Source organism: Ramlibacter sp. bp-362, from assembly GCF_054956735.1.
In genome coordinates, this window is record NZ_JBUDXE010000064.1 from 1 (window position 1) to 259 (window position 259).

At 60.2% G+C, this 259-nt stretch carries 1 protein-coding gene; it reads right to left on the reverse strand.

Annotated features, from left to right (window positions below; all coding sequences use genetic code 11):
- Positions 1-232 (reverse strand): precorrin-6A/cobalt-precorrin-6A reductase (locus ACY0MJ_RS22410; protein WP_462640771.1); only part of this gene is annotated, 232 nt, incomplete at its 3' end.
- Positions 233-259 lie beyond the last annotated feature (27 nt).

Below are 259 nucleotides of genomic sequence, written 5' to 3' on the forward strand. Positions count from 1 at the left end.
CTAATTTTTCCTGGAAGCCGCCGGTGTGGCCGGAGTTCTTGGTGACGACGTAGTGGGCGCCGGTCTGGCGGAACATGGCCGCATTGAGTTCGGTCGTGAAGGGGCCCTGCATACAAATCACGTGGGCCGGCAGGTAGCCTAGATCCAGGGCCCGGTCCAACGACGGACGGACGGGCAGGATGCGGGCGTAGATGCGCTGGGCATAATCGGGAATCTGGGCAAAGGAATCCAAGTCCTTACTGCCTGTCGTCAAGAAGAT